The sequence below is a fragment of the uncultured Ruminococcus sp. genome, from assembly GCF_934476685.1.
Lineage (GTDB): Bacteria > Bacillota > Clostridia > Oscillospirales > Ruminococcaceae > Hominimerdicola.
Window position 1 is genome coordinate 196767 of record NZ_CAKSNX010000003.1, and the last position, 25891, is coordinate 222657.

The 25891-nt window shown below is 45.5% G+C and carries 30 protein-coding genes; 19 read left to right on the top strand and 11 right to left on the bottom strand.

Going from position 1 to position 25891, the window contains the following annotated elements:
- Positions 1-4: 4 nt before the first annotated feature.
- The 5 genes from Q0E19_RS05325 to infC all read right to left on the bottom strand — a co-directional run bounded on the left by Q0E19_RS05325 (position 5) and on the right by infC (position 3387).
- Positions 5-1258 carry a DNA-processing protein DprA gene (locus Q0E19_RS05325; RefSeq protein WP_294408024.1) on the bottom strand — a complete coding sequence of 418 codons (1254 nt, stop codon included), beginning with the start codon at positions 1256-1258 and terminating at the stop codon, positions 5-7.
- Between the two features lie 19 nt (positions 1259-1277).
- On the bottom strand, positions 1278-2036 hold the full coding sequence (locus Q0E19_RS05330) for an RNA methyltransferase (RefSeq protein WP_294408025.1): 759 nt from the start codon (positions 2034-2036) through the stop codon (positions 1278-1280).
- 172 nt (positions 2037-2208) lie between these two features.
- Positions 2209-2562: a 50S ribosomal protein L20 gene (gene rplT, locus Q0E19_RS05335; protein ID WP_294408026.1), complete on the bottom strand. Its 354-nt coding sequence runs from the start codon at positions 2560-2562 to the stop codon at positions 2209-2211.
- 50 nt (positions 2563-2612) lie between these two features.
- Positions 2613-2810: a 50S ribosomal protein L35 gene (gene rpmI / locus Q0E19_RS05340; protein WP_022286867.1), complete on the bottom strand. Its 198-nt coding sequence runs from the start codon at positions 2808-2810 to the stop codon at positions 2613-2615.
- Between the two features lie 22 nt (positions 2811-2832).
- On the bottom strand, positions 2833-3387 hold the full coding sequence (gene infC, locus Q0E19_RS05345) for a translation initiation factor IF-3 (protein ID WP_294408028.1): 555 nt from the start codon (positions 3385-3387) through the stop codon (positions 2833-2835).
- Positions 3388-3666: 279 nt separating this feature from the next.
- Here infC and Q0E19_RS05350 point away from each other — a divergent pair, with 279 nt between their 5' ends.
- The 14 genes from Q0E19_RS05350 (at position 3667) to Q0E19_RS05415 (ending at position 17262) form a co-directional block, all read left to right on the top strand.
- On the top strand, positions 3667-4614 hold the full coding sequence (locus tag Q0E19_RS05350; protein WP_294408029.1) for a type I phosphomannose isomerase catalytic subunit: 948 nt from the start codon (positions 3667-3669) through the stop codon (positions 4612-4614).
- Positions 4615-4689: 75 nt separating this feature from the next.
- A complete protein-coding gene (locus Q0E19_RS05355) occupies positions 4690-5646 on the top strand; it encodes an ROK family protein (protein ID WP_294408030.1) in 957 nt (318 codons plus the stop codon).
- Positions 5647-5701: 55 nt separating this feature from the next.
- The gene (gene ilvD / locus Q0E19_RS05360) at positions 5702-7366 is read left to right on the top strand and encodes a dihydroxy-acid dehydratase (RefSeq protein WP_294408031.1); all 1665 of its coding nucleotides are present in this window, start codon (positions 5702-5704) and stop codon (positions 7364-7366) included.
- Positions 7367-7413: 47 nt separating this feature from the next.
- Positions 7414-7965, top strand: coding sequence for a hypothetical protein (locus Q0E19_RS05365; RefSeq protein ID WP_294408032.1), 552 nt, complete (start codon positions 7414-7416; stop codon positions 7963-7965).
- Between the two features lie 15 nt (positions 7966-7980).
- Positions 7981-9261 carry a dihydroorotase gene (locus Q0E19_RS05370; protein ID WP_294408033.1) on the top strand — a complete coding sequence of 427 codons (1281 nt, stop codon included), beginning with the start codon at positions 7981-7983 and terminating at the stop codon, positions 9259-9261.
- A 48-nt stretch (positions 9262-9309) separates the two neighbouring features.
- Positions 9310-10245, top strand: coding sequence for an orotidine-5'-phosphate decarboxylase (gene pyrF / locus Q0E19_RS05375; protein WP_294408034.1), 936 nt, complete (start codon positions 9310-9312; stop codon positions 10243-10245).
- A 77-nt stretch (positions 10246-10322) separates the two neighbouring features.
- Positions 10323-11093 carry a dihydroorotate dehydrogenase electron transfer subunit gene (locus tag Q0E19_RS05380; RefSeq protein ID WP_294408035.1) on the top strand — a complete coding sequence of 257 codons (771 nt, stop codon included), beginning with the start codon at positions 10323-10325 and terminating at the stop codon, positions 11091-11093.
- Positions 11090-12001: a dihydroorotate dehydrogenase gene (locus tag Q0E19_RS05385; RefSeq protein ID WP_294408036.1), complete on the top strand. Its 912-nt coding sequence runs from the start codon at positions 11090-11092 to the stop codon at positions 11999-12001. The genes Q0E19_RS05380 and Q0E19_RS05385 overlap by 4 nt, the downstream gene beginning before the upstream one ends.
- A 196-nt stretch (positions 12002-12197) precedes the next feature.
- Positions 12198-13178, top strand: coding sequence for a biotin--[acetyl-CoA-carboxylase] ligase (locus Q0E19_RS05390; RefSeq protein ID WP_294408037.1), 981 nt, complete (start codon positions 12198-12200; stop codon positions 13176-13178).
- Between the two features lie 24 nt (positions 13179-13202).
- The gene (locus Q0E19_RS05395; protein ID WP_365904646.1) at positions 13203-13796 is read left to right on the top strand and encodes a biotin transporter BioY; all 594 of its coding nucleotides are present in this window, start codon (positions 13203-13205) and stop codon (positions 13794-13796) included.
- A gap of 18 nt (positions 13797-13814) precedes the next feature.
- Positions 13815-14789: a biotin synthase BioB gene (gene bioB / locus Q0E19_RS05400; RefSeq protein WP_294408038.1), complete on the top strand. Its 975-nt coding sequence runs from the start codon at positions 13815-13817 to the stop codon at positions 14787-14789.
- Positions 14790-14849: 60 nt separating this feature from the next.
- Complete coding sequence (gene bioD / locus Q0E19_RS05405; RefSeq protein WP_365904649.1) at positions 14850-15533, top strand: dethiobiotin synthase; 684 nt, start codon at positions 14850-14852, stop codon at positions 15531-15533.
- 4 nt (positions 15534-15537) lie between these two features.
- A complete protein-coding gene (gene bioA, locus Q0E19_RS05410) occupies positions 15538-16899 on the top strand; it encodes an adenosylmethionine--8-amino-7-oxononanoate transaminase (protein WP_294408039.1) in 1362 nt (453 codons plus the stop codon).
- Positions 16900-16965: 66 nt separating this feature from the next.
- The gene (locus Q0E19_RS05415; RefSeq protein ID WP_294408040.1) at positions 16966-17262 is read left to right on the top strand and encodes a sporulation transcriptional regulator SpoIIID; all 297 of its coding nucleotides are present in this window, start codon (positions 16966-16968) and stop codon (positions 17260-17262) included.
- A 72-nt stretch (positions 17263-17334) separates the two neighbouring features.
- On the opposite strand, the gene Q0E19_RS05420 is transcribed toward Q0E19_RS05415, so the two are convergent.
- The gene (locus Q0E19_RS05420) at positions 17335-18093 is read right to left on the bottom strand and encodes a sugar transferase (protein WP_294408041.1); all 759 of its coding nucleotides are present in this window, start codon (positions 18091-18093) and stop codon (positions 17335-17337) included.
- Positions 18094-18533: 440 nt separating this feature from the next.
- Here Q0E19_RS05420 and thiS point away from each other — a divergent pair, with 440 nt between their 5' ends.
- From thiS to Q0E19_RS05445, 5 genes are read left to right on the top strand one after another with little or no spacing between them, the layout of a single operon-like run.
- Complete coding sequence (gene thiS / locus Q0E19_RS05425) at positions 18534-18731, top strand: sulfur carrier protein ThiS (protein WP_294408042.1); 198 nt, start codon at positions 18534-18536, stop codon at positions 18729-18731.
- A gap of 1 nt (position 18732) precedes the next feature.
- Positions 18733-19383, top strand: a complete 651-nt coding sequence (gene thiF, locus Q0E19_RS05430; RefSeq protein WP_294408043.1) for a sulfur carrier protein ThiS adenylyltransferase ThiF — start codon at positions 18733-18735, stop codon at positions 19381-19383.
- Positions 19384-19405: 22 nt separating this feature from the next.
- Positions 19406-20167, top strand: a complete 762-nt coding sequence (locus Q0E19_RS05435; RefSeq protein WP_294408044.1) for a thiazole synthase — start codon at positions 19406-19408, stop codon at positions 20165-20167.
- An 18-nt stretch (positions 20168-20185) separates the two neighbouring features.
- Complete coding sequence (thiH, locus tag Q0E19_RS05440) at positions 20186-21352, top strand: 2-iminoacetate synthase ThiH (RefSeq protein ID WP_294408045.1); 1167 nt, start codon at positions 20186-20188, stop codon at positions 21350-21352.
- Complete coding sequence (locus tag Q0E19_RS05445; RefSeq protein WP_294408046.1) at positions 21333-21893, top strand: thiamine phosphate synthase; 561 nt, start codon at positions 21333-21335, stop codon at positions 21891-21893. Before thiH ends, Q0E19_RS05445 begins: the two co-directional genes overlap by 20 nt.
- Positions 21894-21957: 64 nt before the next feature.
- Here Q0E19_RS05445 and rpiB read toward each other — a convergent pair whose 3' ends face one another.
- From rpiB to Q0E19_RS05470, 5 genes are all read right to left on the bottom strand, one after another.
- Positions 21958-22401 (bottom strand): ribose 5-phosphate isomerase B, encoded by a 444-nt coding sequence (gene rpiB, locus Q0E19_RS05450; protein ID WP_294408047.1) that lies wholly within the window; start codon positions 22399-22401, stop codon positions 21958-21960.
- Positions 22402-22440: 39 nt separating this feature from the next.
- Positions 22441-23127 (bottom strand): tRNA (adenosine(37)-N6)-threonylcarbamoyltransferase complex dimerization subunit type 1 TsaB, encoded by a 687-nt coding sequence (tsaB, locus tag Q0E19_RS05455; RefSeq protein WP_294408048.1) that lies wholly within the window; start codon positions 23125-23127, stop codon positions 22441-22443.
- On the bottom strand, positions 23108-23563 hold the full coding sequence (gene tsaE, locus Q0E19_RS05460; protein WP_294408049.1) for a tRNA (adenosine(37)-N6)-threonylcarbamoyltransferase complex ATPase subunit type 1 TsaE: 456 nt from the start codon (positions 23561-23563) through the stop codon (positions 23108-23110). The genes tsaB and tsaE overlap by 20 nt, the downstream gene beginning before the upstream one ends.
- A gap of 177 nt (positions 23564-23740) precedes the next feature.
- Positions 23741-24205: a type II secretion system protein gene (locus Q0E19_RS05465; protein ID WP_294408050.1), complete on the bottom strand. Its 465-nt coding sequence runs from the start codon at positions 24203-24205 to the stop codon at positions 23741-23743.
- A gap of 540 nt (positions 24206-24745) precedes the next feature.
- Entirely contained in the window at positions 24746-25888 is a 1143-nt protein-coding gene (locus tag Q0E19_RS05470; protein ID WP_294408051.1) for an aminotransferase class V-fold PLP-dependent enzyme, read from the bottom strand.
- Positions 25889-25891 lie beyond the last annotated feature (3 nt).

The following is a 25891-nucleotide window of genomic DNA, read 5'->3' on the forward strand; positions in this document are numbered from 1 at the left end:
GGTTTTAACGTATCAGCCCGTACATTTTTCCGGGCAGCGACGCAACATATCCATTAAGCTCCAGCTCGGTAAGTTCAGCAAAGACCTCCGAAATATCTTTTTCAAGCACTGCTGCGATCTCGTCCGCAAGCATAGCTTTTTCTTCAAGAAGTCTGCATATATCCGCCTGCTGCTCTTCCAGAGCGGAATAGTCGATATCGTTCTTTTTATTATTTTTCGTTTCAGAAATAGTTTCATCGGGATATCCCGCAGGCTTTTCAGTTTTGCGGCCGTGCTTATGAGCTTTATGTGCTTTAACTATATTATTTTCCGCACCGAAAAATCCCGAATCTTCCGTCGGCATTGCATATCCGCCGTTTTCCGATGCATACTTCAAGCCGTAAACATTTCCCTCCGACAGCGTTCTAACAATATCCTGTGCATCAAAAACAGGCACACAGCCGTTTCTGATAAGGTCACGCTGACCGAAATATCTTTTATCATAAATATCATGAGGCGGAACGGCAAACACGGTTTTGCCCTGATACACAGCATGGGAAAAGTTATCCAGTCCCCTGCTCTCACTTCCTGCCTCAACAAACAGGACTCCGTCAGACAACCCCACAGATATCCTGTTTCTCGCCGTAAAAGAACCGCTGAACATTCTGCTGCCCGACGGCATTTCAGATATCACAACGCCCTTTTCGGCTATCATTTCTTTCAGCTCTGAGCTGCCCTTCGGATAGTCATAATCTATCGGCGAGGCACAAACCGCCAGCGGAAAGCTGTTATTTTCAAGTGAGATACAGTTCACCCTCTGATCTATCCCGTTGGCAAAGCCTGAGCCGAGAATAAATCCTTTTTCGCAAAGTTCCCTGCAAAGCTTATCCGCCGTATTCAGCGAATACTCCGAGGGGTGTCTTGTTCCCACCACATTTATTACGCATTTATCGTTTAAAAAGTCAAGGTTACCCTTATAGAACAGCATTGCAGGAGGATCAGCGATCTTCCTCAGCCGTTTGGGATAGCCCTCACTTTCATAACATAAATACTTCTGTCCGCTCTTTTCACAGTTTTCAAGCATTTCTTCCGCCTGCTCAAAACTGAGAGCGTCCGCTCTGTCATACTCAGCCTGAGTGATATATGACAGCCCGTGCTTTTTCACAGCGTCTGTAAACTCAGCCATATCTTCGATATTTTCAGCCGCCTGCCACAGTCTTTTTCCTGTGCCGAAAACCGTCACTGCCCACAGCCACAATGCTTCACGTTTAGCCGCCATATACGGATACCTCCGTTTCTCAAAGCTTAGTATCTCTGCCGTTATCCTCTCTGAACATCTCCCAGAGGATTATTCCCCCTGCCATAGCGGCATTAAGAGAATTAATATTTCCGTGCATTTTTATGGTTATCTTCTCATCACAGCAGTCAGCGTCTTCCTTTAAAAGTCCGTTGCCCTCGTTTCCGATGACCACCGCACAGCTGCCACTGAAATCACATTTCGCAACAGAAGTCGCATCGCTGTCAATGACCGCAGCAAAAGTTTTCACCCCTGCTTTAGCGAACACCTCGCAGACCTCCGAAAGTTCACCGGCGTTATATATATTCAGCCTGAGTGCCGAACCCATAGCAGAACGTATGGTTTTCGGGTTATAAAGCTCACAGCAGTTATTGCACATCACAACTCCGTCAACACCTACTGCGTCGGCAGTTCTGAGAATAGTTCCCACATTGCCGGGATCCTGAAGATTATCCAGAACGATATATTTTCCGCACCTTTTCCCAGCCGAAATATCAGCGTCCGCAAGAATTCTTTCATCTGTTTTAGCAATAAGAAAAACTCCCTGAGAGCCTTTTGTACCGCTCATAAAGTCGCAAACGCTTTCGCTTACGGTGAAGAAATCAACAGCTTTTTCATCTTCAAAAAGCTCAGTCGGTATATACTGCGAATACCTTTCAAGGGCTTTTTCAGAAGCGAAAGCTGCATAGATATCCAACTCTCCGTTACGATATTTTTCAATAGCCTCGCCGCAAAGTCTTGCTCCCTCAAGGACATACATACCGTTCTCACGGCGCTGTTTCTTGCTTTGGGAAAGCTTGCAGAACAGCTTTATCTTAGGATTATCCTTACTGATAATATGCAGCTTCGATCACCTCTTATACTAAAAATTACCGACCTTATTATAGAACAAAACACGCATGTCTGTAAAAACGTGCGTGTTTTTTATTTTATTAAAGAGCAGCCTTTGCCTTTTCAACGATAGCTGTGAAACCAGCAGGATCGCTGATAGCAATCTCGGAAAGCATCTTTCTGTTGAGGTTGATGCCAGCCTTGCTTACGCCGTTCATAAATGTTGAGTAGTTGATGCCGTTCATCTTGCAGGCAGCTGAGATTCTTGTGATCCAGAGTCTTCTGAAATCTCTCTTCTTCTGCTTTCTGCCGATGTATGCATACTGACCTGACTTCATTACAGCCTGCTTAGCCATCTTGAAGTGCTTGCTCTTTGCGCCGAAGTAGCCCTTTGCAAGCTTAAGTGTCTTATTTCTTCTCTTTCGAGTCATCATTGCTCCCTTAACACGAGCCATAGTTAATTACCTCCTGAAATTTTAAATATTGTTTTCCCTACAACTCGTTATTATTTGTAAGGGATAAGAGCCTTTACGTTCTTGATATTGGTATCGTCTGCGTAAGCTGCGCCTCTGAGAATTCTCTTACGCTTGTGATCCTTCTGTGTAAGTCTGTGTCTCTTGTTTGTGTGCTGGAACTTAACCTTGCCGCTGCCTGTTACGCTGAAACGCTTCTTTGCACCGGAATGTGTCTTGATCTTTGGCATTTTATTTATCCTCCTTAATTATTTACTTGCTGGTTTTCGGAGTTACGAACATCACAAGGCTTCGTCCCTCCATTTTAGATGGCTTGTCAACAACGCCGACCTCAGAAACAGCTTCCTTGAACTTTACAAGAAGTTCTTCGCCGAACTGCGGGTGTGCAACTGTACGCTTGCGGAATCTTACAGACACCTTGAGCTTATCGCCGTTTTTAAGAAACTTTACCGCCTGATTGACCTTTGTGTTAAAGTCGTGAGTATCTATCGTAGAGGACATTCTTACCTCTTTGATATCAATGACCTTCTGGTTCTTTCTGGCTTCCTTTTCACGCTTAGTCTGCTCAAAGCAGAACTTTCCGTAGTCCATTATACGGCATACGGGCGGTGTAGCCTGAGGAGCGATCTTTACCAGATCGAGATCTTTTTTAAACGCTATATCCAGCGCTTCTTCTGCACTCAGAATACCAAGCTGAGTTCCGTCAACGTCGATCACACGAAGTTCCTTATCGCGAATTTCTTCATTGATCTGATGTTCTTTGTTGCTAATGACGCAGCACCTCCAAAAATAAAATAAAACGGGCACAGATCAAATCCGTGCCCGCATAATATCACAAACTTATGTTAATGCGATCTTATGTTACCTTTTCACAGCCTCCGTCGGGCGTTTAAGGTGAGAACGGATCAATGCTCTGCTTTGTTTACTAACCTAGTATACACCATATCATCCCGTTTGTCAAGGGCTTTTTTCAAAAAAATCAGATTTTTTTGCCTTTATTTTGCCTTGACTTGAAAGCCGTTTTATGGTATCATTATAAAAGGTATATTTATATTTAATTCAATCATTTTACGGAGGTATATACAAATGGCAGTATTTAAACTTAAACCTGCATTCAAGGATTACATATGGGGCGGCACACGTCTGCGTGACGAATACGGCAAGGACTGTGACTACGACAAGGTCGCTGAGAGCTGGGAGCTTTCATGCCACAAGGACGGTCCGAGCGTTATTGCTGACGGCGAGTACGCAGGACTTACTCTTTCGGAGTACATTGAAAAGGCAGGCAAGTCTGTTCTTGGTACCGACTGCGAGAGATTTGAGAACTTCCCTATCCTTATAAAGCTTATCGACGCTAAGGACAATCTTTCCGTACAGGTACACCCTGACAACGAATACGCTATGAGAGTTGAGGGCGAATACGGCAAGACTGAGATGTGGTATGTTGTTGACTGCGACGAGGGCGCACAGCTGCTCTACGGTTTCAAGCAGGAGATCTCAAAGGACGAGTTTGCTCAGAGGATCGCTGACAACACTCTTCTCGAAGTAACAAATGCTGTTCCTGTAAAGAAGGGCGATGTGTTCTTTATCCAGTCTGGTACTCTTCACGCTATCGGAAAGGGTATCCTTATTGCTGAGATACAGCAGAACTCAAATACTACATACAGAATTTACGACTACGGCAGAGTTGGCAAGGACGGCAAGCCGAGAGAGCTGCACGTTGAAAAGGCTAAGGACGTTACTGTTCTCGGACCTGCAAAGCAGTATCCTGAAACACCTGTTGAGGAGAAGGACGGATACAACATCAAGCTGCTTTCAAAGTGCGAATATTTCACAACTTACAGAGTAAATGTTGAAACAAAGGCTGAACTTGAGGCTGACGAAAAGTCGTTCAACAGCATACTCGTTCTTGAGGGCGAACCTGTTGTGGACGGCATAAAGGCTAAGAAGGGCGACAGCATTTTCGTTTCAGCAGGCACAGGAAAATATACTGTTGACGGAAAATGCACATTTATCCTTACAAAGATCGACTAAGGTGATAAAAAAGCTGAAGCTTGATCCGAAAAGAAAGTCGGCAAGCTAAGTAAGTAAAAGGGAGAAATAATTATTATGAAGTATTACATAGGTATAGACCTCGGCGGCACAAACATCAAGGCAGGCGTTGTGACTGAGGATTTCGAGATCATTGCAAAGGCTACCTGCAAGACAAATCTGCCAAGACCTGCTGAAAAGATATGTGCGGATATGGCTAAGGTGGCTCTTGAAGCTGTGGAAAAGGCTGGGCTTGACATTGCTCAGATCGAATCTGTTGGAATAGGCACTCCGGGTACGGCAAACTCCGACACAGGCGTTATCGAATATTCAAACAATCTGGGATTTCTCAACTTCCACGTTGTAGATCTTATGAGAAAGTATATCGACAAGCCTTGCTATGTTGAGAACGACGCAAACGCAGCAGCATACGGTGAGTATGTTGCAGGCGCCGCAAAGGGTGCAAACGATGCAGTATGCATCACACTCGGCACAGGCGTAGGCGGTGGAATAATCATCAACGGAAAGATCTATTCAGGATTTAATTTTGCCGGAGCTGAGATAGGTCATACTGTTATTGACCCTAACGGTCCTGAATGCACCTGCGGAAGAAAAGGCTGCTTTGAAGTTTTCTCCTCTGCAACAGGTCTTATCAGAATGACAAAAGAGGCTATGCTTGAAGATAAGTCGTCTATCATGTGGAAGATGAACGAAGAGGACGGAAAGATCTCAGGCAGAACTGCTTTCAATGCTATGAGAGCAGGCGACAGAGCAGGCAAGGAAGTCGTTGACAAGTACATAAAGTATCTTGCCTGCGGCATAACAAACACAATAAACATTTTCCAGCCTGATATCCTCTGTATCGGCGGCGGAGTATGCAACGAGGGCGACCCTCTTCTTCTCCCGCTGAAAGAGCTTGTGGCTAAGGAAGTTTACACAAAGAATTCGGCAAAGAACACTGAGATAGTTATTGCTAAACTGGGAAATGACGCAGGCATAATCGGTGCGGCTTTCCTCGGACTTTCACATCAGTAATGCTGGATACTGTTAAAACTGAAAAATATTTTTTGTATAAAAGAGGTAATTTAAAATGGCAAACAACTTTTTTTGTGAGGGCGTAGACAAAGCCCCTCAGAGATCCCTTTTCAATGCACTGGGAATGACTAAGGAAGAAATGGAAAGACCGCTGGTAGGTATCGTTTCTTCTTATAATGAGATCGTACCGGGTCATATGAATATCGACAAGATCGTTGAAGCTGTTAAAATGGGCGTTGCAATGGCAGGCGGAACTCCTGTTGTATTCCCTGCTATCGCAGTATGCGACGGTATCGCTATGGGACATCAGGGAATGAAGTATTCTCTGGTAACAAGAGATCTTATTGCCGATTCAACTGAATGTATGGCGCTTGCTCATCACTTTGACGCTCTCGTTATGGTACCTAACTGCGACAAGAACGTTCCGGGTCTGCTCATGGCTGCGGCAAGAGTAAATGTTCCTACCGTTTTCGTTTCGGGCGGTCCTATGCTCGCAGGTCATGTAAAGGGTTCAAAGACTTCCCTTTCATCAATGTTTGAGGCTGTCGGAACATATAACGCAGGCAAGTTCGACCTTTCAGACGTTGAGGAATTTGAGAACAAGGCATGTCCTACCTGCGGTTCATGTTCAGGTATGTACACAGCAAACTCAATGAACTGCCTTACAGAAGTTCTCGGTATGGGACTTAAGGGCAACGGCACTATCCCTGCGGTTTATTCAGAAAGACTTAAGCTTGCAAAGCACGCAGGTATGGCTGTTATGGATCTTCTTAAAAAGAACATCAGACCAAGAGATATCATGACTGAAAAGGCTTTCGAGAACGCTATCGCTGCTGATATGGCTCTCGGCTGCTCCACAAACTCAATGCTCCACCTCCCTGCTATCGCTCATGAGTGCGGCATCGACCTCGATCTGGAGCTTGTAAACGAGATCTCGGAAAGAACACCGAACATCTGTCACCTTGCTCCTGCAGGTCATACATATATGGAGGATCTTAATGAGGCAGGCGGCGTTTACGCTGTTCTCAACGAGCTGGCTAAGAAGGATCTTATCCACACAGACTGCCTCACCTGCACAGGAAAGACTGTTGCTGAGAATATCGCAGGCTGCGAGAACAAAGACCCTGAGATCATCAGACCTCTCAATGATCCGTTCATGCCGAACGGCGGTATCGCTGTTCTTAAGGGCAACCTTGCTCCTGACACCTGCGTTGTAAAGAGATCTGCTGTTGCACCTGAAATGCTCAAGCACGAAGGTCCTGCAAGAGTATTCGACAGCGAGGAAGAGGCTATCGAGGCTATCAGAGGCGGAAAGATCGTTCCAGGCGACGTTGTTGTTATCAGATATGAAGGTCCAAAGGGCGGTCCGGGAATGAGAGAGATGCTCAATCCTACTTCCGCTATTCAGGGCATGGGACTTGGCTCAACTGTTGCACTCATCACAGACGGACGTTTCAGCGGTGCTACAAGAGGAGCTGCTATCGGTCATGTTTGCCCTGAGGCTGCAATGGGCGGAACTATCGCTTTCGTTCACGAGGGCGACACTATCGCAATAGACATCAACGCTCACAGCATCGAGCTTAAGGTTTCTGATGAAGAGCTTGCTGAGAGAAAGAAGAACTGGACTCCGAAAGAGCCAAAGATAAAGACAGGCTATGCCGCAAGATATGCTTCACTCGTTACATCGGCAAACAAGGGCGCTGTTCTTCAGATAAAGTAATAACAAAAATAAAAATAGAATTATAGAATTATGGAGGTTTGATCCCGATGAAAAAATTCATATCAGGTTTACTAGGCATAATTTTCGTTATTTTTGTAGTATGCGGCATCTTCATATGCACATACGTTTTCAACTCACCTGACAAAAGCACCGATTCAGAATCAAGACAGCTCATCAGAGGCTACTGGACAGACACAAAGAACAAGGTAGTCCTTGAATTCTCCACAGAGGGCGATTTCAAGATGGTACACCTTGAAAATGACGATCCGGACGCTTCACTTAAAGATGACAACGCTATCATCGCAAAGGGCTACTTCAAGATCGACGAGGATGACAAGAAGATAAAGCTCCTTATCCTGCCTTTCGGCAAGGACGAAAGCGTAGATCTCGGCGAGAATCTTTTCCTGTTCTCTACCCTCACTTACAGAGATCTTGAATACCCTGAAGAGGACAAGACCGCTGTCGCTTTCAGAAACAACAAGATCCAGAAGGAAGAGGAAAAGGGTACATGCAAGTTCATCGTATCCAACTCAACAGAGGTTTACAACTGTGAAAGAACTGTTACCGTAGAGGACTTCTACGACGGCAAATCAAAGTAATTAAGGATAAAAACTATGGATCTTCTTTTGAAAAACGTCAGAGCCTGTGACCCGCAGACAGGTCTTGATAAGATAACTGATATTGCGGTGGAAAACGGGATCATCACTGAGATCGGTGAGATAAGCTGTCCCGATGCGGACGGCAGAGTCAGAGTTATTGACGGCGAGGGCAGGCTTTACGCTCTGCCCGGACTGTTCGATATGCACGTTCATTTCCGTGACCCAGGTCTTACTTATAAAGAGGACATCATCACCGGTGCGAACGCTGCAAAGGCGGGAGGTTTTACGGGCGTTGCCTGTATGCCGAACACAAAGCCGCCTATCGACTCAGCCGAGGGTGTGAGATACATTCTTGAAAAGGGCGCAAAGACAGGTATAGACGTACTGCCGATAGCCTGCGTCACAAAGGGTATGAAGGGCGAAGAGCTTTGCGATTATGACGATCTTAAAGCCGCAGGAGTTACTGCGATATCCGACGACGGCAGACCTGTGGAAAATGCAGAGCTTATGAGAAGAGCCATTGAGCTTACGAACGAAAACGGTCTTATCGTAACATCACACTGTGAGGATCTTAAAATAATCAACGGCGGAATAATCAACAAGGGAGAGATCTCGGAAAAGCTTGGAGTCAGGGGTATGGACAGAGCGTCTGAGGACTACATCACTGCAAGAGAGATCTGCCTTGCTATGAGCTGCAACGCAAGAGTGCATATCTGCCACGTTTCAACAAAGGGTTCGGTAAACATCATCAGAGCCGCTAAAAAGGACGGCGTAAAGGTGACTTGTGAAACTGCACCGCATTACTTTACCTTCACGGACGAAAAGCTGTTGTCCCGTGACGCAGATTACAGAATGTCGCCGCCGCTCAGAACGGAGGAGGACAGAAAGGCTGTTGAGGAAGCTGTTCTTGACGGCACTATCGACTGCATAATCACAGACCACGCTCCACATTCCGCTGAGGAAAAGGCTGACTTTGAAAAAGCGCCTAACGGCGTTGTGGGACTTGAAACTTCCCTTGCGGCAACGCTGACTAAGCTTTACCACACAGGAAAGTGCGATATGAACAAAATAGCTGAGATAATGTCTATCAATCCTAGAAAGATCATGGGGCTTGAACCCATAAAGATCGCCGTTGGAGAAAGATGCGATCTCGCTGTGATAGACCCCGACTATGAGTGGGAGGTAATTCCTGCGGAGCTTAACTCAAAATCAAAGAACAGTGTGTTCAAGGGCGAAAAGCTCAAAGGAAAGAATATTTACACCATATGCAGAGGAAAGATCGTTTTTGAGTTGTAAAAAGCTATCGGATACGGTCGCAAACCCTGACAGAAAGGAAGATCGAAAATGTCACTTGACAGACTTATTGAAAATATCGTTAAAACTCAGAACCCGTCAGTAGTAGGACTTGACCCTAAGCTGGACTACGTTCCTGAGTATATAAAGGAAAAGAAATTCAAGAAATACGGCAAGACACTCAAGGGTGCTGCAAAGGCTATATGGGAATTCAACAAGGCGATAATCGACGAGATACACGATATCTGTCCTGCTATAAAGCCGCAGGCTGCATACTATGAGATGTATGGCTATGAGGGCGTAAAGACGCTGTACAAGACGATACAGTATGCTAAGGAAAAAGGTATGTTCGTTATGACCGACGGCAAGAGAAACGACATAGGCGCAACTATGGAGGCCTATGCAACCGCTCACCTCGGACTTACTGACGTAGGCGGCGAAAAGATCGAGGCTTTCGGTGCTGACGCTCTTACAGTAAACGGCTACCTCGGTTCAGACGGAATTGATCCTCTTCTTGAACAGTGCAAGGCTTTCGACAAGGGCATTTTCGTGCTTGTAAAGACATCGAACAAGTCCTCAGGCGAACTTCAGGATCTTAAGATCGGCGACAAGACAGTTTACGCTACCATGGGCGATATGTGCGAAAAATGGGGCGAAGAAGTCATGGGCAAGTATGGTTACAGCGGCGTAGGTGCTGTTGTGGGCGCAACTTATCCGGAACAGCTGGCTGAGATGAGAAAGGCTCTGCCGCACACATTCTTCCTTGTTCCCGGTTACGGCGCTCAGGGCGGCGGCGCAGAGGGCGTTTCAAAGGGATTTGACAAGAACGGTCTTGGTGCGATAGTAAACTCCTCCCGTGGTGTAATGTGCGCTTACAAGAAGGAAGAGAATTGTGACGAACACGATTTTGCAAAGGCTGCAAGACGTGAGGTCATAAGAATGAAAGAAGATATCATCTCATATCTTCCGAAGATAACACTTGAATAATTTTTGCAGGCGGATATATTCCGCCTGTTCTTTAGTACAGGAATTTCAAGAAATTAAGTAAGACAGGAGGACTTTTAATGTACAAGCAGGGCAAATACCCCATAGTTTCAAAAAAGACCCTTGCGAAAGGTATTTTTGATATTGAGATTTACTGTCCGCACATCGCAAAGGCTGCAAAGGCAGGACAGTTCGCACAGGTACAGGCAGAGGGATTTTTCCTCCGCAGACCTATCTCTATCTGCGATATAGACAAGGAAAAAGGCACGATAAGACTTGTTTTTGAGGTGAGAGGTCACGGAACAGACAGGATATCAGAGCTTAACAAGGGCGATATGATAGACATTATCGCACCGCTTGGAAACGGATTCAAGGTTCTTGAAAAGGGCAAAAAGTGCGTCTGTATCGGCGGCGGAATAGGTACTCCGCCTATGGTCGGCATTGCAAAGGAATACGGCGAGAACGCTGTTGTCATAAGCGGTTTCAGAAATATGGCTGCCTGCATTCTTCAGGAGGATCTGAAAGCTATGGGATGCGAAACGATACTCTGCACAGATGACGGTTCGGCAGGAAGAAAGGGCTTTGTTACCGACGCTCTTGCTGACGTTCTTGCAAAGGAAAAGCCTGACATAATCTATGCCTGCGGTCCTATGGTGATGCTGAAAAACATTACAAAAATGGCTGCTGAAAACGGCATTTACTGTCAGGTATCACTTGAACAGAGAATGGCTTGCGGCGTAGGCGCTTGCCTTGTATGCGTATGCAGAACGGTCAAGGACGGCGAAGAATTCAACTCACACGTCTGCAAGGACGGTCCTGTATTTGACAGCAAGGAGGTAGTTTTTGAATGAGCAGACTGAACGTAAATTTCTGCGGAATAGACTTTAAAAATCCTGTTATACCTGCCAGCGGAACTTTCGGCTACGGAAGAGAATATGAACAGTTCTATCCCCTTTCAAAGCTGGGCGGAATATCCGTAAAAGGCACGACCCTCCACAGACGAGAGGGCAATCCGGGTCCGAGAGTTGCCGAAACTCCAAGCGGTATGCTCAACTCAGTAGGACTTCAGAACGGCGGTGTTGACAAGTTCATCAACTACGAGCTGCCTAACCTTGTTACAAAGGACACAAGGATAGTTGCAAATATCGCAGGTTCGACTATTGAAGAATGTGCAGAACTTGCGGCAAAACTCAACGGCACAGCTGTTGACCTTATCGAGCTGAATATCTCATGCCCTAACGTAAAGCAGGGCGGTGCGGCTTTCGGTACTGACTGCAATGTTGCAGGGGCAGTAACAAAGGCTGTAAAAGACGCTACTGACAAGCCTCTTATGGTAAAGCTTTCACCTAACGTTACAAGCATAGTTGATATTGCTAAATCCGTTGAGGCGAACGGCGCAGACGCTGTTTCACTTATAAACACTCTTCTCGGAATGAGGATAGACATAAAGACACGCAGACCGATCCTCAGAAACAATGTGGGCGGACTTTCGGGTCCTGCGGTATTCCCTGTGGCTGTAAGAATGGTATGGCAGGTTGCAAATGCTGTGAATATCCCAGTATGCGGAATGGGCGGAATATCCACTTGGGAGGACGCTGTCGAAATGATGATGGCAGGCGCACAGACCGTACAGGTGGGCGCAGCTATCTTCGCTGATCCATATGCCCCTGTGAAGATAATCGAGGGTATGGAGAAGTACTGTGAGGACAACGGCATCGCAAATATTTCAGAGATCGTCGGCACAGTAAAGCCTTGGTAAGTGCATTTTTAATTTAATACTAAGCGGTAAAACCGTCTGAAAATCAACGTATTTTCGGGCGGTTTTTATATTGTATACCAAAATTAAAATTTTAAGTTGACAATAAGTTTTTTTAGTGGTATACTGTTTAAGGCATTGATCGAAAAAAGTAAGGAGGTAAGCTGCTGATAAATTTTCAGCAGACGGCATATTGCATATGAAAACAAAAGATAAACTTATAAAACTCCTTGAAGAAAACAGAGGAAAGTATCTTTCGGGAGCTGAGATAGCAGACCAGCTCGGCTGTACAAGAGGGGCGGTATGGAAAGCCATAAACTCTCTGAGGGAGGACGGCTGTGCCATATCAGCTGTAACAAACAAAGGCTACTGCCTTGAAACGGACAGCGACGTGCTGAGTGAGGACGGTGTAAGAAAATATCTCGGTGACGAACTTAACGATATACCTCTTCAGGTCTACAAGGTAACAGACTCCACAAACACAAGACTGCGGGAGCTTGCAAACAACGGCGCAGAAGAAAAAACGGTGGTCATTGCAGGTGCGCAGACGGCTGGCAAGGGCAGACTGGGCAGGAGCTTTTTCTCCCCATCTGATACGGGACTTTACATCAGTATACTGCTAAGACCTGTTATGTCAGCAAATGAGGCGCTGAAAATTACTACTGCCGCAGCGGTGGCGGTGGCTGAGGCTATCGAGGCGCTTTCGGACAAAAAGCCTGAGATAAAATGGGTTAATGACGTTTATATAGACGGCAGGAAGATATGCGGCATACTCACCGAGGCGGCTTTCAGTATGGAAAACGGCGGACTTGAATATGCTGTATCGGGTATAGGAATAAACGTGTACCAGCCTGAGGGCGGTTTCCCCGATGAGATAAAGGATATCGCAGGAGCGGTTTTTGACCGCCGTGAGGGTGATCTGAGAAACAGGCTTGCGGCAGAGCTGATAAAGCGCTTTATGAAATACTACCACGAGCTTGATGAACACACCTATATGGAGGGGTACAGAAAACGTCTTATGTGGAGGAACGAGAAGATAAACATTATCTCGCCGAAAGAAACTATCCCTGCCACCATGATTGACGTGGACAACGAATGCAGGCTTATAGCACGATTTGAGGACTCAACTGAGCATACTATCTCCACAGGCGAGATAAGCATAAGAAAGGCTCAGAACTAATAAACAGGAAACGGAGAAAAAATTATGACTGACACAAGAAACACACCAAACTCACCCGCAAAAAGCAACAATAAGACCGTTATGATATGTATGTGTGCAGTTTTCACCGCTCTTACTGCGGTAGGCGCATTTATAAGGATACCGATACCTGTTGTGCCTTTCACTTTACAGTACCCTATCACAATGCTGGCAGGGATCATACTCGGCGGAAGATACGGTGCGGCAAGCGTAGGCGCATATGTGGTTCTGGGACTTCTGGGCGTTCCGATATTCACGGAGGGCGGCGGACTTTACTATATTTTTAAACCAAGTTTCGGATATCTTATCGGATTTATCATAGGCACTTATGTTACAGGCAAGATCGCAAACGCAGTTAAGAACCCGTCATACAAGAGGATACTTGCGGCAAACTTTGCAGGAATGGGCATAGTTTATGCATTAGGTCTTATTCACTGTTACATAGTTTCAAACTACTGGGTAGGCGGAACACCGATCGGAGTATGGGCGCTTATACTTCACTGCTTCCTGCTGGTCGTTCCGGGAGATATTGCATTCTGCTTCTTAGGCACACTTATCGGAAAAAGACTTATACCTATCACATCAAAATACCGCAGATAATAACAGAGGACATTTAATATGAACAACACAATAAAGAAACTTAAAGAGAAAATATACGGCGGAGAACTTATTACAAGAGATGAGGCGATATCGCTTATCGACGCTCCTTTCGAGGAGCTTTGCGATACCGCAAACGAGATAAGGGAAAAGTTCTGCTCAAACACATTTGATATGTGTACCATTATAAACGGAAAGAGCGGACGCTGCTCTGAAAACTGCAAATACTGCGCTCAGTCTGCTCACTACTGCACAAGCATTGAGGAATATCCTCTGCTTGATACAGACAAGATACTTGAACAGGCGCTTTACAACTACGAAAGAGGCGTTCCGAGATACTCTATCGTATGTTCGGGCAGAAAGCTTTCAGACAGCGAGGTAGACAAGCTTTGCGACAGCATAAGAGAGATAAAAAAGGTCTGTCCTATATCTATCTGCGTTTCTCTCGGACTTCTTGACGAAAAGAATTTCAGAAAACTGAAAGACGCAGGCGTTCAGCGTGTACACAACAATCTCGAAACCTCTGAAAGATTTTTCCCACAGATATGCACGACCCACACCTATGCCGACAAGATAGCTGCTATCAACGCTGCAAAGGCGGCAGGACTTGAAATATGCAGCGGCGGAATAATGGGACTTGGCGAAACTATGGAGGACAGAATAGATATGGTACTTCAGGCAAGAGAACTTGGTGTAAGATCTATCCCTGTAAATATGCTCAACCCTATCCCACACACACCACTTGAAAACAACAAGGTCCTTTCCACCGAGGAAATGGCAAGGACTACTGCGATATTCCGCTTTATTATCCCTGACGGATTTATAAGACTTGCAGGCGGAAGAGGACTTATGCCTGACAAGGGAGAAAAGCTTTTCTGTTCGGGAGCAAATGCCGCTATAACAGGCGATATGCTCACCACACAGGGAATAACCATCGAAAAAGATATGCTTACCCTTGACAGACTTGGTTACAAGGTCGGTCTTTCAAATGTGTGAACAAAAGTGATATAATAAATATAAAAGATAGAATAAAATAAAAAAGAAAAGAGTGGGATAATGGGTAAAATTTCAAAAGGGCTGTTCGTCACAGCCACAGGTACAGATGACGGAAAGACATACGTTACAGCGCTTATCGTAAAAAAGCTCAGAGAAATGGGAATAAACGCAGGCTACTATAAAGCTGCGCTCAGCGGTGCGGAATCGGTGGAGGAAAGCGACGCAGGCTATGTAAACACTGTTGCCAACATAGGCGAACCGCTGGATATGCTTGTGCCGTACATTTATAAAAATGCACTGTCGCCTCACCTTGCGGCACAGATCGAGGGAGATCTTGTGGAGATGTCCGTTGTAAAAAAAGGCTTTGAACGTGTAAAGGAAGCCTACGATTATGTCACAATGGAAGGCTCTGGGGGAATAATGTGTCCTATCAGATATGACGACAAGGAAAAGATATTCCTTGAAGATATCATAAAAGAGTTCAAACTGCCGACTATCATAGTTACAGAACCTAAACTCGGTTCGATAAACACAACTGTGCTGACGGTGGAATATCTGAAAAACAGAGATATACCTATATCTGGCATAGTTTTAAACAACTGGACAGGCGGAGTTATGCAGGAGGACAACGCAAAAATGATGCAGGAGCTTACCTCAGTACCTGTATGCGCATATGTAAAAATAGGCGACAAGGATATCGACATCGACGAAAAGATGCTGCTTTCCCTTTATAAGGAGATATGATAAAATGGACAGTTACAGTACAAAACAGCTTGTTGAGCAGGATCTGAAATACATCTGGCACCCATGCTCACAGATGAAGGATTATGAGGAGCTTAAACCTATTATCGTCGATCACGGTTCAGGCGTAAAGCTTTATGACAAGGACGGCAAGGAATATATCGACATAGTTTCAAGCTGGTGGTGCAATCTTCTCGGTCACTGCAACCCTGCAATAAATGCGGCGGTAAAGGAGCAGATCGACAAGCTTGAACACGTTATTTTCGCAAACTTCTCTCACGAGCCTGCAATAAAGCTGTGTGAAGAGCTTATGGAGATGATCCCGAAAGGACTATGCAAGTTCAACTTTTCGGACAACGGTTCTGCGGCGGTGGAATGTTCTCTGAAAATGGCTTTTCAGTATCAGTATCAGACGGGCAAGCCTAAGAAAAAGCGTTTTATGTGCTTGAGCGACGGCTATCATGGTGAAACAATAGGTGCGCTCTCTGTGGGTACAATGGATCTTTATGCTAAGATATACAAGCCGATGCTTATGGACACCATAAGGATACAAGCACCCGACTGCTACCGATGTCCATACGGAAAATGCCGTGACTGCTGTCAGTGCGAATGTTTTGAACACGCTGAAAAGGACTTTGAACTCTATGCGGATGAAACAGCCGCAGTTATCGTTGAGCCGCTTCTTCAGGGCAGTGCAGGAATGAAGATGTATCCTGCTCTCTACCTCAAAAAGCTCCGTGAGCTTTGCGACAGGTATGACGTTCTGCTCATTGCGGACGAGATAGCAACAGGATTCGGACGTACAGGAAAGATGTTCGCTTTCGATCACGCAGGCGTAAGCCCTGACATTATGTGCATCTCAAAGGGACTTACAGGCGGCTATATGCCTATGGCGATAACCATAACCACGCAGGAGATATATGACGCATTCTATGCGGATTACAGCGAGGGAAAGGCATTTATGCACTCACACACCTATTCGGGAAATCCACTCGGCTGCGCCTGCGCACTGGCTGTGCAAAAGCTTTTCCGTGAGGAAAACATACTTGAAAACGCTCAGAAGAGAGCAGTCTATCTGAACAACAGGCTCAACGAGCGGCTTGGTGATTACAAGCATATGGGCGAGATACGTCATCTCGGTCTGATAAACGCAATGGAGCTTGTAAAAGATCCGTCAACAAAGGAAGGCTTTGACGGCGGTCTGAGAACGGGTTACAGCATTTACAAAAAGGCTCTTGAAAAAGGTCTGCTTTTAAGACCGCTGGGCGATGTGCTGTACTTTAACCCACCGCTCATTATAAATGAAGAAGAGATCGACAAGGCAATAGAGCTTTGTGCAGAGTCTATCGAGGAGATACTCGGCAAATAATTCGGTAATATTTACAATCCCCTATGCATATATTTTACTACATAAAAATGTATAGGGGTGTGAATAATGGTTGAATCCGACAAGGAGCGTCCGGTGATCTTCGGAGAATATATGGTTTCCCGACGAACGACAGTCCGTGCCACGGCGAAAGCTTTCGGTGTGAGCAAATCGACTGTACATAAAGATCTTTCCGAACGGCTTCCGGGAATATCCCCGGCTTTATACGCTAAGGTAAAAGAAATCTTAGAGGAAAACAAACAACAGCGACATATAAGAGGCGGACTTGCCACAAAGCATAAATATGAGGAGCAGCATTTGCTTGCGGTCAATGCGGCTAATGCAGCTAAAAAACAGAAAATATAAAGCAAAAAAGATCCCCGTCATATGGCAGGGATCTTTTGATATTCATATTGATTTTTTCCAGTTTGTTCCGATTTAGCTGTTTGAGCTTTTCAGAACTACCTCTACTGTTTTAAGGATTATCTTTACGTCCGTTGCAGCAGATCTGTCCATTATATATTTGAGGTCATAGTAATTAGCCATTTCCTCAGAAAGCTCATTCTTGCCGTTTATCTGCCAGTAGCATGACAGACCGGGTCTTACCAGCAGTCTTTCCTTCGGAAGCTTATCCTGCTCGTCCGGAACGAACGGTCTTGGACCGATAACAGACATATCGCCTTTAAGGATATTCACAAGCTGCGGAAGTTCGTCAATAGAACTCTTTCTTATAAACTTGCCCAGCTTTCCGATGATCCTCGGATCGTCAGCCATTTTAAAGTTTGCGCCCTTGCACTCGTTCGCCGCCATAAGTTCAGCCTTTCTTTCCTCGGCGTCCTTATACATTGAGCGGAACTTGTACATTTTAAACTTCTTGCCGTTTCTGCCCACTCTATAATGTGAGAAGAAAGGATTTCCAGGATCTCTTATAAAGATAGCAGCACTCACCACCAGAAACAGCGGTGAAAGCATGATAAGCGCCATAAGCGAAAGGAATATATCTGCAAATCGCTTTACAAAGCTGTAAACAGGCTTAGGATCATACTTGAAATCCAGCTCAGGGACTTCCCTTTCCTTAACGACAGCCGCAGCACGGCTTGAAATGTCTATATTTTTTGCGGTATGGTGTTCAGTTTCCAATTCTCCAACATAGTCAGTCTGCTCCATTACAGGACTGGCAGTCTGTGTTCCGATCATTAAGATTCCCCCTTGTCTATACTCAAAACAAACTTAATCCAATCGGATTATATACTTCTGACTTTACTTCTACTTTTCCATTTTTATTTACACATATATTATATATCATTTGTTAATTATAGTCAATGCTTTTTTGTAATTTTAACATTGTCCTGCTAATATTTTGTCATATGTGCCAGTTACGCCGTAATTGTTATCGATTTCTTTAGTTAACTTTTTATCTTTACCGACAGTTTTCAACTTAATTCACACGGCGTTAATGTATGCTTTGCACATACAATGTATGACATTAAAAAAGCGTACAAAATGCTTGACATCTGACACGCAAATATGGTATAATTAATTAAACACAAAAGACTGTGTTCAGGGGTGTACCACCTTCGGTGCAATTCTGAACGCAGTCTTTTTTATTTTGTGTAAAATTTTTACAGAGGAGTGATATGATGCTGCTTATAAACGGCGAACAGGCTGAGGCAACGGGACTGACTGTACTGAAATACCTTGAGAGAGAGAACCGTGACCCTGCTCACGTTGCGGTAATGATAAACGGCGAGATACTGCCGAAAGCAAAGTACGGCGAAACCGTTCTTGAGGACGGCAATGAAGTTGAAGTCATCGGCTTTGTGGGAGGCGGCTGATATGAACAGTTTTGCCATTACCGAACAGGAATTTGCGGCTGCTCTTGATTCACGCAGCAAAAAGCCTATTTACGAAAGGCTGAAAAAGGCTCACGTCGGCATTGCAGGCTTGGGCGGACTAGGCTCGAACACAGCCTGCGCTCTTGCGAGAAACGGCATAGGCAAGCTTACCATTGCGGACTTCGACAAAGTCGAGCTTTCAAACATCAATCGTCAGCTTTACACTTTAGCCGATATCGGCAAGCCGAAAACTCAGGCTCTCACATCTATCCTCGGCTGCATAAATCCATTTTGCAGGATAGAGTCCCATAACATAAAGATAACGGAGGAAAACTGTGCCGATATTTTCAAGGACTGTGATATAATCTGCGAGGCATTCGACCGCCCCGATCAGAAAGCCATGCTGGTGAACACGCTGCTTGAAAAGTTCCCCGAAAAGTACATCGTTTCAGGTTCGGGAATGGCAGGCTGGGGAAGAGCCAACGAGATAACTACCCGACGGATAACAGACCGCTTTTTCATATGCGGCGACGGCGTTACGGACGTTGCTGACGGCGAGGGGTTGACTGCCGCAAGGGTGATTATCTGCGCAGGACATCAGGCAAGCAAGATAATCGAAATAATTTTAAACTCATTAAACTCAGAAAACTAAAAACAGAAAGGTGAATATTATTATGGAAGACAAGCTTATTATCGGCGGAAAGGAATTTAATTCCCGCTTTATTCTCGGTTCAGGAAAATTTGACCTTGACCTTATCAACGCTGCGGTAGAACACGCAGGCGCAGAGATAATCACACTTGCGCTGCGCCGTGTAAACAGCTTTAACGGAAATATCCTTGAACATATCCCAAAGGGCATCACACTTCTCCCTAACACATCGGGTGCAAGAAATGCTGAAGAGGCTGTAAAGATCGCCCGCCTTGCAAGAGAGGCAGGCTGCGGAGAATTTATCAAGATAGAGGTAATCCACGATTCAAAATATCTTCTCCCTGACAACTACGAAACTGCAAAGGCTTGCGAGATGCTGGCTAAGGAAGGCTTTATCCCTATGCCATATATGTATCCTGACCTTTATGCCGCAAGAGATATGGTCAATGCAGGCGCAGCAGCTATAATGCCTCTTGCCGCTCCTATCGGTTCAAATCAGGGACTTGCCACAAAGCAGTTCATACGCATACTCATTGAAGAGATCGACCTGCCTATAATCGTTGACGCAGGTATCGGCAAGCCGTCACAGGCTTGTGAGGCTATGGAAATGGGTGCGGCTGCTATAATGGCTAACACAGCTATCGCCACAGCAGGAAACATAGTTGAGATGGCAAAGGCTTTCAAACACGCTATTATCGCAGGAAGAACAGCTTACCTCGCAGGCACAGGAAGAGTGCTTGACCGTGCGTCAGCCTCATCACCGCTCACAGGATTTATTCAGGAATGATAGTAAGGAGAATATAAAATGGAACAGGAACGTACAGACCATATGAAATATCTGCCCGATATGGAGATACTGGAGGATTCAGATATCGGCGAGCAGGTAGTAAGCAGAATGAAAGCTTACGATTACAACAAATACACAGCTGACGATGTAAAACGTGCCCTTGCGGCGGAATATCCAACAACGGAGGATTTCGGCGCACTTCTCTCCCCTGCCGCAGAGCCTTTCCTTGAACAGATGGCAAGACGTGCTACTATCGAAACGGCAAAGCATTTCGGCAGCAGCGTATGTCTTTTCACACCACTTTACATTGCAAACTATTGTGAAAACTACTGCATTTACTGCGGATTCAACTGTCACAACAAGATTCGCCGTGCAAAGCTTGACTATGAGGGTATCCGCCGTGAAATGGAGGCTATCGCAAAGACAGGCATGGAGGAGATACTCATTCTCACAGGCGAGAGCAGAAAAATGAGCGATGTGGAGTACATCGGAAAAGCCTGCGAGATAGCTCATGAATATTTCAAGAATGTGGGCATTGAGGTTTACCCTATGAACACAGACGAGTATGCATATCTTCACAAGTGCGGCGCTGACTATGTTACGGTATTTCAGGAAACATACAACAGCGACAAATACGAAACTCTCCACCTTGCAGGTCACAAGCGTATCTTCCCTTACCGTCTGAACGCTCAGGAGAGAGCGATAAGGGGCGGTATGCGTGGAGTTGCTTTTGCGGCTCTGCTTGGACTTGACGATTTCCGCAAGGACGCTTTCGCTGTGGGAACACACGCTTATCTTCTTCAGAGAAAATATCCTCACGCAGAGATATCATTCTCCTGCCCACGTCTGCGCCCTATCATAAACAACGATAAGATAAATCCAAAGGACGTTCACGAAAGACAGCTTTTGCAGGTTATGTGTGCATACAGGATATTTATGCCGTTCGCAGGACTTACCATTTCCACCCGTGAAAGGGCAGGTTTCCGTGACAATGTTATCGGTATGTGCGCCACAAAGATATCCGCAGGAGTAAGCACCGGCATAGGCAGCCACACTGAGGAAGAATCAAAGGGCGACAACCAGTTCGAGATAAGTGATGACCGCAGTCTTGACGAAGTATGCGCAGCTATACGTTCAAAGGGACTGCAGCCTGTACTCAACGATTATGTTTACATACCCGAATAAGATAATTGCGGTGTCATGCCGCAGTCTTTGTCCAAGACCACTTGAAGAGCAGGTGAGCCGCATTGCGCAGACAGGCATAAAACGGCTCATACTGCGTGAAAAGGATCTGACGGAGAAAGAATACACCCAGCTTGCGGAACGTGTTCTGAGAGCCTGTGAGGACAGCTGTGTGGAGCTTACCCTGCATTTCTATCCGCAGGCGGCAAGATCTCTGGGTGTGAAAAGGCTTCATATGCCGCTCGATTTGCTGACGGCTGAGCTTTGTGATGAATTTGATGTTACGGGTACTTCCGTTCACAGTATGGAGCAGGCTGTGCTTGCCAAAAGCTTAGGTGCAAGCTACGTTGCCGCAGGGCATATTTTCGCCACCGACTGCAAAAAGGGACTTCCGCCCAGAGGGACGGAGTTTCTTGAAAGCATATGCACTGCGCTTGACATACCCGTTTACGCTATCGGCGGGATATCTGAGGAAAACTTTCCGCAGATACTCTCCGCAGGTGCGGCAGGCGGCTGTATAATGTCGGGGGCAATGAGATCATAACATTACAAAAAAAGACCTGTGTGCAGGATAAACTGCTCACAGGTTTTTTATATTTAATGACAACTTAATTTCTGTTTTCGATATCAGTTATCTTGTCTATTCTGCGCTGATGTCTGCCGCCCTCGAACGGTGTTTCGATAAACACGTCAACAAGCTCTGCTGCCAGTCCTGCGCCGAGAACTCTTGCGCCTATGCAAAGCACGTTTGCGTCATTATGCGCTCTTGTATACTTTGCTGAAAAATAATCTGAACAGCAGGCAGCTCTTATGCCCTTTACCTTATTTGCGCACATGGACATTCCGACTCCTGTGCCGCAGATGAGGATACCCATATCATAGCTGCCGTCTGCAATCTTTCTGCAAACCTCCTCAGCCTTTTCGGGGTAATCTACCTTTTCACCCTCCTGAATGCCGAAATCGGTGTACTCTATTCCCTTTTCGTCAAGATGCGCAAGTATCTCCGCCTTGAGGGCAGGACCTGCGTGATCACAGCCTATTGCTATTTTCATATCAGTTCCTCCGTTAAATTTTCTTTATATTTTTTACTTTTATGAATGTGCCTTATCCTTTTCAGCCTTTGTCGCCTGAAGATAAGATACCTCCAGCTTGTCCGCAGTGATTACAAGCTCATTATCAGCCTCGACCGCAAGGCAAAGCGAGGACGCTCTTTGCAGAACGTTCGGCGCAGCGGCACAGATAATATCCGCATTGTCAGCAAAACGCTGTGCCTTTATCTCAGCCGCATTATCACCAACAAGCATCACCTTTCCGCTAAGGTCAGCACTTCCGAAAAATTCATCTTCGGGGCAGACTTTATCTTCGGTAAGCCTTTTTATCCTGCCGTTATCACATTCAAACTCTGCGGCATAGACTATCTTCGGTCTTGCACGCATAACAGAAATTATTTTTCCATTGAACGCACAGCAGTTATACGCAAGGCTCAGCAGAGTTGAAACTCCTGCACATTTAAGCTTAGGCGCACCCATACACATTCCCTTTACCGCACCGATACCGATACGCAGGCCTGTATATGAACCGGGTCCTTTCGCCACAGCGGCACAGTCGAGGTCTGAGAGATCCAGCTCAGTTTCCTCAAGCGCCTGCTTTACCATAGGCAGTATTACCTGCGAATGGGTAAGCTTTGTATAGACCGATTTTTCCCACAGCAGACGTTCGCCGTCGGTTATAGCAACGGACGCAACCTTTCCGCTGGTATCAATTCCTAATATCTTCAAATCTGTCATCTCCGTCAGTTGTTTCCACCGTTATGGTCCTTGAATTTTCGTCGGTACGCTGAATATCCACCCTTATACAGTTTTCGGGCAGCTCGTCAGCGATATTCTCGCTCCACTCCACCGCAAGGACGGTGTCCTCGTCCATATAGTCGAAAAAGCCTGTGGTTTCAAGGTCTTCGGCAGAATTTATCCTGTACATATCGAAATGGATAAGGCTCAGCCCTTTGCCCCTATACTCATTCACAAGGGCGAATGTGGGGGAAGTCACCTCGTCGCCAAGTCCCATACCGAGGGAAATTCCTCTTGTAATGGTGGTTTTTCCTGCGCCAAGACCGCCGCTGTAAGCGATGATATCGCCGCCGCAGAGTCTTGCGCCTATCTTTTCGCCGAGGGAGATAGTTTCCTGCGCAGAATTGGTTTTAAAAATATATTTCAAGCATATATCCCCTTATACGAATAATTTTTCATACCTTTTAATTATAACCTTATTCGAGGGTTATGTCAACCGTAAGAGCAATATTTTAAAACTTTTTAATTTTTTCGCTTATGTAAGTACAAAAAAAAGACGGCAACCGAAGTTACCGTCTTGATTATTCATAATTCAGTTACAGGATTACTGTGCTGTCCATGTTCCGAATGCTGGGCAAGAATCAACATCAGCTGTAGCCTCTGGATACTGACCAGTGATCGTGTCAGAAGATGTCTTTCTCCAGTGAACGAAGAATGTAGTCTTGCTGTTGATATCAGCACCGCCTACATAAGCTTCACCAGCTTCGTTACCATTGTCAGCGAGTGCTGAATAAAGAACGTGCTGAACGCCGCTTGCGTCTGTCTTACAATCATAAGTATTGCCTGAACCAGATGTCCAAGTAACAGGTGTACCCTTTGTTTCCTGATCAGCTGCATACTCTGCTACTGCATTGTAAGCTGTCTTAGCGTTTCCGTTAGCTGTCTTAAGTCTTGATTTCTTTACATAGCCCATCATTGAAGGCACGAGAATAGCTGCAAGTACGCCGATAATTGCAATAACTACTACGAGCTCTACAAGGGTGAAGCCCTTCTTGTTAGATTTCTTCATAGAAAATCCCTCCATAATAAATAAAAAATATTAAAGTACCTTAGCGGTAAACTTTACAAAATTAAGTATTGAAACAAATTTTTTGAATTAGTACATTCATTTGTTCATTTCCTTTACTGTGATTACATTATACAACTTTTGAACGTATTTGTCAATAGTTTTTCAAAACTTTTTTCAGATTTGTACATATTCACAAATTCAATATGTTCAATAAGTCAATCTATCCAATTTGTTAATCGAAGTTTACTTAATCACTAGGGACGGAATAACATTTATGGTTATTGTATCTATTAATTGTTTCAATGATATTATTATATAGCATATCGCCCGCTTTGTCAAGACTTATACATCAATTTTGGTAAATTTGTATACATATTATTAAAAATTCGGCTTTTTACAAACCAGCTCTGTAAATATGCACAATTTGTTACCGGTTCACAACAAATTTACAATCTCAGAGTGCTTATTTTTCGTCATAAAACGCAGAAATTATCGGCGGACAGCTTTGAAACTGACCGCCGATGTGAGTTTTTATGATATTCAATTTTTTCTCTTGATCTTCTGTATTGCCGCAAGCAGCCGTCTTACCTGTTCCCTGCTGTTGAAAGCTGAGGGTGAAAATCTTACAACTCCCTGCTCAGTTGTGCCGAGTGTCCTGTGAGCAAGGGCGGCGCATTGAAGTCCCCCTCTGAGTGCAAAGCCCTCCTCGTTGAGTAGAGTGGTTATCCTGTCGGAATGTTCCTCCCCCAAGTTGAATGCCGTTATAGGCACACGCTCGCTGCTCTCGTCATAGACGATCACTCCGCCTATATTTCTCAGACCGTTTTCAAAAAGCTCGCACAGGGACTTTTCGTGCGTTCTGATGACCGCAGGAGTTTTTCTTCTGACAAATTCTATGCCTGCTCCAAGACCGATTATGCCTGTGGTATTAACGCTGCCGCTTTCAAGCTGTTCGGGCATAAAAGGCGTCTGATCCAGTTCGGAGGAGGTCGCACCTGTTCCGCCCTCGACGATGGTCGAAAGCTTATACTGTCCGTCCGAGATGAGCAGACCTGTTCCCGATGGACCGTAAAGCGCCTTATGTCCCGATGTGCAGAGGAAATTAAATCCGTCTGACATTTTAAGGTCGAGTATGCCGCAGGCTTGTGCGCCGTCAGCTATAAAGCACAGTCCCCTTTTCCTGCACAGCTCGGCTATCTCCCTGTAAGGCATTATCCGCCCCGTGACGTTTGACGCTATTATACAACAGACCGCCTTTGTTTCGGGCATAATGAGCGCAGAAAGCTCGTCGATCGTCCTGTCGGTGTCTTCATAAATATTTGCTATCGAAAATCTCGCCCTGCCGTTTTTCGCCAAAGCGAACACAGGACGTGAGCAGGCGTTATGCTCATAGCAGGTTATAATTACATGACCGCCGTTCTGCATTATCCCCTTTACTGCCATATTCAGCGCATAGGTGCAGTTTGGCGTAAAAACGGTGTTTTCCACATCTGCGCCGAAAAATTCAGCCGCCGTTTTCCTCACCCTGTAAACCTGCTCTCCTGCCGCCGCAGACAGGCTGTGTCCGCCCCTTCCCGGATTTCCGCCGTATCTCACCATAGCCGTGGAAACAGCTTTCCTCACGCTTTCAGGCTTTGGAAAGGTGGTCGCCGAGTTATCAAAATTCGCCGTCAAGGCTTTCACCTC